Source organism: Nitrospirota bacterium, from assembly GCA_035516965.1.
Lineage (GTDB): Bacteria > Nitrospirota > UBA9217 > UBA9217 > UBA9217 > MHEA01.
Genome location: DATIZR010000103.1, coordinates 1 through 9,995, shown reverse-complemented (window position 1 = coordinate 9,995; position 9,995 = coordinate 1). Strand labels below are relative to the sequence as shown.

The 9,995-nt window shown below is 58.7% G+C and carries 8 protein-coding genes; all 8 read left to right on the top strand.

Annotated features, from left to right (window positions below; all coding sequences use genetic code 11):
• Nucleotides 1-336: 336 nt before the first annotated feature.
• Nucleotides 337-1,257 (top strand): RluA family pseudouridine synthase, encoded by a 921-nt coding sequence (locus tag VL197_15220; protein ID HUJ19334.1) that lies wholly within the window; start codon nt 337-339, stop codon nt 1,255-1,257.
• A gap of 23 nt (nt 1,258-1,280) precedes the next feature.
• A complete protein-coding gene (locus VL197_15215; GenBank protein HUJ19333.1) occupies nt 1,281-1,805 on the top strand; it encodes a hypothetical protein in 525 nt (174 codons plus the stop codon).
• A 50-nt stretch (nt 1,806-1,855) separates the two neighbouring features.
• A complete protein-coding gene (locus tag VL197_15210; protein ID HUJ19332.1) occupies nt 1,856-2,776 on the top strand; it encodes an AEC family transporter in 921 nt (306 codons plus the stop codon).
• 312 nt (nt 2,777-3,088) lie between these two features.
• Complete coding sequence (locus tag VL197_15205; protein HUJ19331.1) at nt 3,089-3,358, top strand: DUF2277 domain-containing protein; 270 nt, start codon at nt 3,089-3,091, stop codon at nt 3,356-3,358.
• Between the two features lie 65 nt (nt 3,359-3,423).
• Nucleotides 3,424-3,759 carry a hypothetical protein gene (locus tag VL197_15200; GenBank protein ID HUJ19330.1) on the top strand — a complete coding sequence of 112 codons (336 nt, stop codon included), beginning with the start codon at nt 3,424-3,426 and terminating at the stop codon, nt 3,757-3,759.
• Between the two features lie 237 nt (nt 3,760-3,996).
• Nucleotides 3,997-4,815, top strand: coding sequence for a hypothetical protein (locus tag VL197_15195; protein ID HUJ19329.1), 819 nt, complete (start codon nt 3,997-3,999; stop codon nt 4,813-4,815).
• An 80-nt stretch (nt 4,816-4,895) separates the two neighbouring features.
• Nucleotides 4,896-7,250: a S8 family serine peptidase gene (locus VL197_15190; GenBank protein HUJ19328.1), complete on the top strand. Its 2,355-nt coding sequence runs from the start codon at nt 4,896-4,898 to the stop codon at nt 7,248-7,250.
• A 630-nt stretch (nt 7,251-7,880) separates the two neighbouring features.
• On the top strand, nt 7,881-9,995 hold a 2,115-nt coding region (locus VL197_15185; GenBank protein ID HUJ19327.1), incomplete at its 3' end, for a PAS domain S-box protein.

Below are 9,995 nucleotides of genomic sequence, written 5' to 3'. Positions count from 1 at the left end.
CGGGGCGAGGCGAGCGTTGTGGTGCCGATCGCACAGATGGGGTTCGTCGTCACAGCGCTCCTCGGGTTCATCTTCCTGCGTGAACCGCTGACACCGCGCAAGCTTGCAGGACTTTTTGTGGCGCTGCTGGCGCTGACGAGTCTTGCATGGAGCTGAAGTTGCCAGCTAACCAAGGCATCGACCGGACGGCTAAAAGCAGCCGGTGATGCTTGTCGTTCTCCTTTTGCGAGGATATTAAGGCTCTGACATATCACAGGAGCTTCGTTGGGATTTTATGGTTAGCTGACTTTGGAAAAGTATATAACATCGTCATCATCACTTATGCTTACCGCGAGTATGCGCCTTAACGACGGCTGTGAATATCGCGAACGACTCGGTCCTGATGCCGACGACCTGACGGTACTGGCTTATCTCAGCCAACGCTATGACCACTCCTCTGTGGCGGAGTGGGCGGAGCGCATTTCGTCCGGTCGCGTGCTCGTTGATTCTTTGCCGGTGAATTCCGAATGCGTATTACATAAGGGACTCGAGCTTGTATGGCATCGGCCGCCATGGATCGAACCCGAGGCGCCCGCGACGTTTATTGTTCTGTACGAAGATGAAGACTTGCTCGCCGTGGCCAAGCCGGCCGGGTTGCCGACACTGCCCGGGGCCAATTTCCTGCAATCGACGCTCCTGTACCTGGTGCGCGCCTATGCGCCTGATGCCGCCCCGCTTCATCGATTGGGGAGGTGGACATCGGGCCTGGTGTTGTTCGCTCGAAACCATCATAGCCGGCTGGAATTGATGAAACAATGGTCAGCGAACAAGGTCGGGAAGCGTTACCGGGCGCTGGCCAGCGGGCTTCCTGATCGGGATGAGATGACGATCGCCACACGCATCGGCCCTGTGCCGCACGCCCTGCTTGGTTCGATCCATGCCGCTGCTCCGGAAGGCAAGCCATCCCTGTCCCGGGTGACTGTCCTCGAACGCCGAACGGATTCGTTCCTTTGTGATGTGCACATCGCGACCGGCAGGCCCCACCAGATCCGGATTCACCTGGCTGCGGCAGGACATCCGCTGAAGGGCGATCCTCTGTATGGAACCGGCGGTCTCCCTGCGACGGATACGCGCGCTTTGCCCGGCGACCCGGGATACCATCTCCATTCCGCAGAGCTGAGCTTTCTCCATCCGGGCACGGGACGCGATCTTGTCATCGAATGCGAGCCGCCGCTGCTTTTGCGACATTCAAACGACACGGCTGATGTACAAAAATAAGAATATTTCTCAGAAGGGATCGCATGAGACAGAATGGTATAGTCATACTATTATTTTCAGCAATCATTCTTATCGGCTCGGGTTGTGTGCCGGAATCGGGGATTGACAAGAAGAAATTCTCGGAATTGGACCGCACTGCGCGGGACCTGAGAACCTCCATTACATCGGACAAGCCCTGTGAGGTGCCGGATACCTTGCTGCAAAGGCTTGCTTCCGGGACGGCGGCTTTAAAAGGCAAGGCGGCCTCAAAGGCGGAGACCGACGTCATCGAGGCCTATTCGCGCCTTTTGACCACTTACAAGGACGGTTTGCTGCTTTGTAAATACAGGAACCAGCTGTATCAACTCCAATTCGTCCCGCGGGGTCGCATCTATGTATTTCAGGAACTCGATCCGCTGGTCGATAAGTATGATCTGCCGACTGAAGGTCACGTGTACAAACCCACCGGAGTGCATTGGAGGAGTATTGCCTGGGACTCGATAAACGTGATCTGGGAGAGCGCGGCGATCCAGACAAAGAACATAGAAAACATGGTAAACTACAATTGAGGCTCACAGATGTCATCAGCTTAGCCTGGTCCGACCCGGACTTTTGACGGATGAATAGCATACCTTCTGCCATTGTTCCTATCCTCGTGCTGATTCTGCTCGGCTACGCGCTCAAACGGGCCAGGTTTCTTCCCGATGAATCGTGGCCGGGGATGGAGAAGCTTACGTACTTCATTCTCTTCCCGTCGCTTCTCGTGCGAGAGCTTGCCAACCAGAAGCTCTCAGGGGTGCCCTGGCCGTCCATGCTTATCGTGGCGCTGGGGGCGCTGCTTACGGCGTCAGCCGCAATGCTCCTCTGGCGAGCGTTTCGGCCGTCGATTCCCGGCCCGACCTTTACCTCGATCTTCCAGGGAGGCGTGCGGTTCAACACGTATATCGCCCTTGCTGTCGCGCAAGCGCTGTTCGGGAGTGAAGGACTGCAGCTTGCTTCAGTTGCCGCCGGGTTCATGATCGTGATAATCAACATCCTTTGCGTCGCGGTTCTCTCGGTCTGGGGCCGGCCCGAGGCGAGGGAAAGCAGGACGGTCATACGGGAGATCATTGCGAACCCCTTGATCATCGGCTGTGTTGTCGGATGGCTCCTGAGCGTGACGGGCATCGGGTTGTCGGGCATCCCCGGGGAGGCATTGAATATCGTGAGCCGGGCCGCGCTGCCGTTCGGACTGCTGGCCGTGGGAGCCGCCCTGCGCCCCGGTGTGGTTCGCGGCCACCTGGGTTCGATCGCGGCATCGTCAGCCGTTCAGTTTGGCATCAAACCGCTGACAGCCGTGCTTCTGGTCCGTCTCACGGGGTTGACGGGTGCGGCTGGCGGCACGCTCCTGCTCGCGTTGACAACACCGACCGCGCCCACGGCCTACATCCTGGCGCGTCAACTCGGCGGAGAAACCGATACGATGGCCTCGATCATCACCGCCCAGACGGTCATGGCCTTTCTTGTCATGCCGGTCTGGTACCTGATTGCATTTTCCTGAGAGGACAAGAGCCTCAGCACGATTCTCAGGAGCGGTCCTGTCCCGCGTGGAGCACGAGGCGGGAGGGGAGGCAGTTCGGGTTCCCTGGGCGGCTCAAGCCTTGCTGGATACTGCGGGGCGGGATCGCTCCGAATGAACCACGCGGCCGAAGGGCCGAAGCAATCGGCCTGTTTTCCTTCATACCATTCGGCGCGTAACGCGAACTTTGTTTGCTCTGCCGCTCCTCGAGGAAACCATGGACAACGGCATTACACGTGTTGCACACGTAATTCAACTCTTGACTGTTGACTCTGGCACAGGGAGGAAATACTCATGTGCAGAAACATCAGAACCCTCTTCAATTTCGAACCGCCCGTGACCGACGACGAGATCCGAGGGGCCGCGCTGCAATTCGTGAGAAAAGTAAGCGGATTCAACAAGCCATCGAAGGCCAACGAAGCTGCATTCCTTGCGGCTGTTGACGCGGTAGCAGCGGCTTCCAGAAGGCTCCTGAGCACGCTTGAGACGAACGCACCGCCGAGGAACCGCGCTGAAGAGGCCGCCAAGGCACGGGCACGCGCTGCTCAGAGGTTTTCCCCGTGAACAACCGGCCGAAAAGCCGCGCAGGCCGGTTACCTTGAACGTTGACAACAAAGAAGGAGGAAATAATGCCTTACATTTATATCGGTGCCAAGGGCAGGATACTGGTACTTGACGCAGGGACCGGCAATACCATGAAGGAAATAACACTCAATCGATCATGGTTAAAGACGGGGAATGGATTCGTAAATATGCTGAAAAGGGGCGATTTCATCTACGCTCACACATATGGCCGCCTCTATTGCGTTGACATCAACAGCAGCAAAGTGATCTGGTCAAATCAATTAAAGGGATTGGGTTATGATCTGGCCACAGTGATCAGCGATGATGACAATAATGTTCCTGGGAACATGGTTGCGTCGAAAGTGAGAAGCACTGGTGATCAGAGAAGAAGCGCAGATTGAAATAAGGCAATAAGGAAAACCTCTCCTGCATGCAATGTAAGACGAGCGTCGACATGGGGAATCGCGAATTGAGACGGGTTCCCGGGTACAGAGAGATAACCAACTCGTCGTTCGAGCTGCCAACTGCGGCTCAACTCAGCGCTAACGGTAGAGCAACGGTTCAGAGCGCAACGGGCAGTTTGCACATCAGCCCCGTGCCCAAGACTTAACCCTATGACCATTCATGATGATAAAAGCGTGCCTGACCCTCGGCAGGGGAAACGAAGCGGCAAGAGTGTGCTGTCGTTCATGCGCCGGCTCAGGGAGCGGTTTTTCCTCCGTTTCCATATGACGCTGATCTTGACGGCGACAGGCCTGTCCGGTCTCCTGGTGTCAAAGTTGCTGATTCTCCTGCAGGTGGAAAATATTATCGTCCGCTACCCCATTACCGTACTCTGCTCCTACCTCGCGTTCTTTCTGTTTGTGAAGCTGTGGCTTGTCTATATGTCTGCTTCGCAGGCGTTTAACGGTCCCAACGTTGCAGGGGATGTGCTTTCTGATCTGCCGAACATATCAGGCGGCGGCTCGGGGCCGGATGTGAGCTTGCCTAAATTCGGCGGGGGAGGCGGAGGAACCGGAGGAGGCGGCGGAGCAACGGGCGATTTCGACGGCCCGGCGACGAATGTGCAGGCGCTTTTCGTGCCTCCCCGTGTTGCGGACCCGGCATCCGGCGCAGGCAATTCTGTCGGCGATGCAGTGTCCGGCGTCTTCGATCTCGATGATGCCGGGGTGATCCTCATCGCCATCGGCGTGCTCCTGACCGCGATCTTCGGAGCGGCGATCTACCTCGTTTATATCGCTCCTCATATCCTGTCCGAGGCGGCGTTCAACTTTCTGCTCGGCACCAGTCTCATCCGGAGCTACAGGAAAATTAACCACCCCGACTGGATGGGAAGCGTTTTCCAGGACACCTATAAGCCCTTTGTCGGCGTTCTGCTGATCTCCTTTGCCGCAGCATGGGTCATTCATGCATACGCGCCGAACATCACTAAAATCTCGGATCTGTTCACACGGTAGCGGGATGTGGTCTCCGTGTGTTGTATTGATGGTGTTCGAATGGAAATAGATCCAGAATGACTCATTGGGAGGGTGGACCCATGGTCAGGAACCGCATCATCATACAGAGAACACATCTGCGGTCGCTGTATCTGACGCTTGGTCTGTTGGCGCTTTTCTCGCTCATCCTGACGCCTGGATGCGCCGGCAGGATCATGAAGCAGGAAGGGCCGGCAGTGCCGACGGTGCCGCATCAGCCGCCGCCTTTTTCCGTTCCCGCGGAAGCCCGCAAGGTCGCAGCGACCAATCTCGACGAAGTGCTCGCCAAGAGCGCCAAGAGCAGATGGATGTCGGTTGTCGTGCGGCTGCAGGCGGAACGCGACAAGCGCGGCCGGGCGACGCCTGAAGCGGTCCGGTCTGCGCAGAAGGCCCTGCAGGAAGGCCTGAGCGGGACCGCGTTCACGGTGAAGCACCTGTTTCGCCACATCCCTTACGCGACCCTTGAACTGGACCGGACCGCTTTGCTAAAGCTCGCGAAGCTCAAGGTCGTAGCCGGTGTGTCGGAAGAAGCGGAGTACTATCCTTTTCTTGCGCAAAGCTCGGACATCGTGGATGCCTCCTGGTCCTTCAAGCAGGCCTTCTCGGGCAGGGGCGCGGCCGTTGCCATCCTGGACGGCGGGACCGTCCATCATCCCTTCTTCGGAGACCGTCTTGTAGAGGAGTTCTGCTTTTCCAGCCCCGGCTCGGACACCTCCAGCCTCTGCCGGCACGGCGCGGCAGTCGATTCGGGTTCCGGCGCCGCATGCGCCTTCCCGCAGCATTGCGAGCACGGCACGCACGTGGCCGGCATCGCGGCAGGGGACGGCAGTTCATTTTCCGGGATAGCGCGACAGGCGGACATCATCGCCCTGAACGCATCGGTCAGAAAATCCTACCTGATCTGGCAATTCGATGGCTTTCTGAATGGCGATCTCGTTGCCGCGCTCGAGCAGGTGCTCGATCTCACGGACACGCGCAACGTGGCGGCGGTCAACATGAGCCTTGGCGGAGATCCGTGGGTCGAGGGGACCTGCGATACGTTCTCCGAGAACGAACGATCGATCAAGGAGGTGGCGGACCTGCTGAAGCAGGCAGGCGTGGCCACGGTTGCCGCCTCGGGCAATGAAGGGGAGGTGAACAAAATAGCGTCCCCGGCGTGCATATCCTCGGTCATCAGCGTCGGATCCACGGACAAGCATTCGGTGGTTGCGGCCGATTCCGACAGCTCCGGTCAGCTGGATTTCCTCGCGCCCGGCGTTAACATCGTTTCATCCGTGCCCGGAGGATTTCGCGCTCTGAGCGGCACCTCGATGGCCGCGCCTCACGTGACGGGGGCATGGGCCGTCCTGAAGGCCGAAAAACCGGCGGCGCGGGTCGATGATATCGAGGCCGCTCTGAAGCAGTCCGGAAAACCGATCACCGACGCGCGGCAGCATCGCATTACTCCGATGATCCAGGTGGAAGAGGCGCTGCATCTCGTGCTGCTTCCGGAGGTGCGAATGTTTCCCGAGAACGGCGACTACCAGACCCCCCTTGAGGTCCAGATCGACGTTATAGACCCGGTCGGTTCTGCACGGGACTTGAAGACCTGGGTGACCACGAACGGTCACCTGCCGGAGGAGAACGCACCGGGGTCCGTGCTCCTGTGCGAGGATTACCATTGCGATTTCAGCGTTCTTACGCTTCAGCAGCACGGGATCGTACTGGTGCTCGCACGGGCCTTCTTTACGCTTCCCGACAACACGCGCGCCTCTTCCCAGACCGCGACAGCTGTCTATATTCTTCGCGATCCCCTTCCGGGTCCCGCCTCGGTCCTGGCAAGCGACGGGACATTCACCGACCGGGTCCGCGTGACCTGGACAGCGGTCCCCAATGCGGACAGCTATGACGTGTTCGCGGGTTTCAGCAGCGATCCGCCCGACCGTTTCGCCCAGCCGCTCAATACCACGCCTGTCACCGAAACGACCTTCGACCATTTTCCGGGCACGGGCACCGGTGACGTCCTCAACTATTTTGTCCGGGGGCGTGTAGACGGATTTCCTACACGATTCGGCGGACCCGACACGGGCTACGCACAGGTCGGGTCGATTCTGGTCACGGCCACGGACGGCACGGACGCGCAAGGGGTCAGGCTTACCTGGGACCCGACAACCTGGAAATCTCCGGGCCTCCATGCCGTATACGAAGTGTACCGAAGCACTGATGCCGAACCGGGCCACGCTGCCCTCATTGCCCGGCTCGAGGGGACGTTCGTCAACAACTATCCGGCCGGTGTGATCATCACGCCTGCACCCCGCACCTATCTCGACCAGAACGTCACTGCCCAGCAGACCTACTTCTACTGGGTCAAAGGCATCGATGGGGCAGATTCGTCCCGACTGGGTGACGGGGAAAGCGGCTTCTTTTCCGGGCCGTGACCGTTCCGTTTGCCCAAACCATGTCTTTTTCTCATGTTCCGGCATACGCACAGAACGGAGCGGGAACAATGACAAAAGCGGCATAATGAGAACAGTCGACAGATGCGTCGGGCCGAAAGGCGGAACCCGACCTGCAGACCCGCGAACCCGGTCTGCTCATTCTTTGGATCATGGATCGATAATACAAACAGAGCCATTGCGGGGAGCATGACGTGGAAAACCGCGCAGTTCCCAAGCGTATCAATCATGCATTCCGAGGAGGCGCACAATGTGACCACTGTCGTCAATCATCTGCTCCCCTGTGGCTCGTCGGGATCAACAGGGGGTCCGCTTCCGCCACGGCTGCGGCCATCGCCTTCAGCAATGAGGACTTGGGGGGATGGTGCTTACCTCAACGGTAACTTCCCTGAAGACCGGAGCTGTGCCGCACCAGAAGCTTGAAGCCGTACGCATCCCTGTGCTGGTTTCATCCTGCCGGCAGGGCCCGTCTCTTCGTGCAGAAAAAATAAGTAGCAAAAGGGTGCATTTCCCACCAAAATCTGACATAATAATGCTCATGACAGTCAAGGCGCTACCGTGCCACGAGGGGGCAGGGGGAAGCTTGCTGCGGGGTGCGATGGCGTGGGTCCTATGAAATCACTGAACCTGAAGACCAAAATGACCGTCGGCGTGTCATCGATCGTCATCCTATCGCTCGCCCTTGCTTCTTATTTTACGATCTCCTACTTCGAAAAACAGCTCAAGGCCACGGTCGTCAGGAATCAATTCCTGATGACGTCGGTGGTGGCGAACCAGATCGACAGCAAACTGCTCACCGCCCACGAGCAGCTCATCCTTGCCGCAAATGAAGTTCCTCCTGCGGGGCTTCGTGATCCCGAGCAGGCCCAGCGTTTCCTCGACAGCAGGATCACTCTCCGAAGCACCTTTGACAATCATGTCGGTCTCTTTACTGCCGCCGGGACAGAGATTGCCGAGACGCCCTTCGACCCGAACAGGCGGGGAATGAATTTTTCCTACCGTCCCTATTTCAAGAAAACAGTTGAGACAGGGAAGCCGGTGATATCCGACCCCTACCTCTCCTCCCAGGCCCACGGTCATCCGGCGATCATGATGACCGCGCCGATCCTGCGAAAGGACGGCAAGCTGGCCGGCATGCTGGTCGGGAGCATGGACCTCATGGGCGAGAATATCCTGGGGGACATCGCGAAGATCAGGATCGGGAAGGAGGGGTATCTGGCTCTCACCACGGCCGACCGCATACTGGTGATGCATCCCAACAAGGACAGGATCATGAAGCCGATACCCCTGGGGAACAGGCTGTACGACGCCGCAGTGGGCGGATACGAAGGGTCCGACGAAACAATAACGACAGCCGGCATCCCCATGCTGACCTCCGTGAAGCGCATGAAGGTGAACGGCTGGATGATGGTCGCCAACTATCCCCTCGCCGAGGCCTATGCGGCCATCAGCGAGATGAAGCGGTACCTGCTTGCGGCCAGCGTTACCGCCGTCGTATGCGTCTTCTTCATGACCCTCTTCCTGATCCGGCGCTTCACGGCCCCGCTCGCCCAATTCACCAGCCACGTCATGGATCTTCCCGTCAAGCGGGGAGCTGAGAAGCAGCTCCATCTCGAAACACGCGATGAGATCGGGACCCTGTCTCAGGTCTTCAACACCATGGTCGTTGAACTGGACCAGCAGCAGGACTCGCTCCGGGAATCGGAGGACCTGTTCCGCAGTCTATCGGAGAAATCGCTGGTCGGCATTTACGTCATCCAGGACGGCCTCTTTCGGTATGTCAACCCGCGCTTTGCCGAGATATTCAAGTACTCCCAAGACGAATTGACGGAGAAACTCGGGCCCAAGGACCTCACCCATCCGGATGACCGGACGGCTGTGCAGGAATACATCCGGAAGCGGATCAGCGGAGAGGCCATGTCGGTCCATTATCTGTTCAGGGGTTTGACGAAGACACGCGACATCATTGATGCTGAAGTGTACGGCTCGGCAACGGTCTACCAGGGGCGCCCCGCAATCATCGGGACGGTGATGGACATCACCGAAAGGAAACGGGCCGAGGAGGATCTCCGCGAGAGCGAGGAGCGGTTCCGGGAGCTTGCGGACTCCCTTCCCCAGACGGTCTTCGAGATCGACAGCGAGGGGAGATTCCTGTACGTCAACCGGGCGGCTTTGGAGACGTTCGGCTACACGAGGGTTGACGTGGAGCGGGGGTTGAACGTCGCCGACGTGATCGCGCCCCAGGACCGCGAGCGGGCCCTGCAGAAAATCCAGGAAAGAATGCGGGGAAGCCGGAACGAACATCAGGAATACATGGCCATCCGGAAGGACGGCACGGCCTTCCCGGGTACGGTCCATGCGATACCCATCGTCCGCGACAACCAACTGGCAGGGCTGCGGGGGATCCTGATCGATATCACGGACCGCAAGCGGCTCGAGGCCGAGGTGCTCCGGTCCCAGAAACTGGAGTCCATCGGGGTCATGGCAGGCGGCATCGCACATGACTTCAACAACATCCTGACGGGCATCCTGGGCAACCTCTCGCTTGCCAAGATACGGCTGGACCGGAGCAATCCGCTTTACCAGCGCATTGACGAGGCTGAGAAAGCGTCCCTCCATGCGAGGGACCTGACACAGCAGCTCCTCACCTTTGCCCGGGGCGGGAGCCCGGTCAAAAAACTGATCGCTCTCGGCCCGCTGATCCGGGATGCCGTCGGCTTCGCGGTC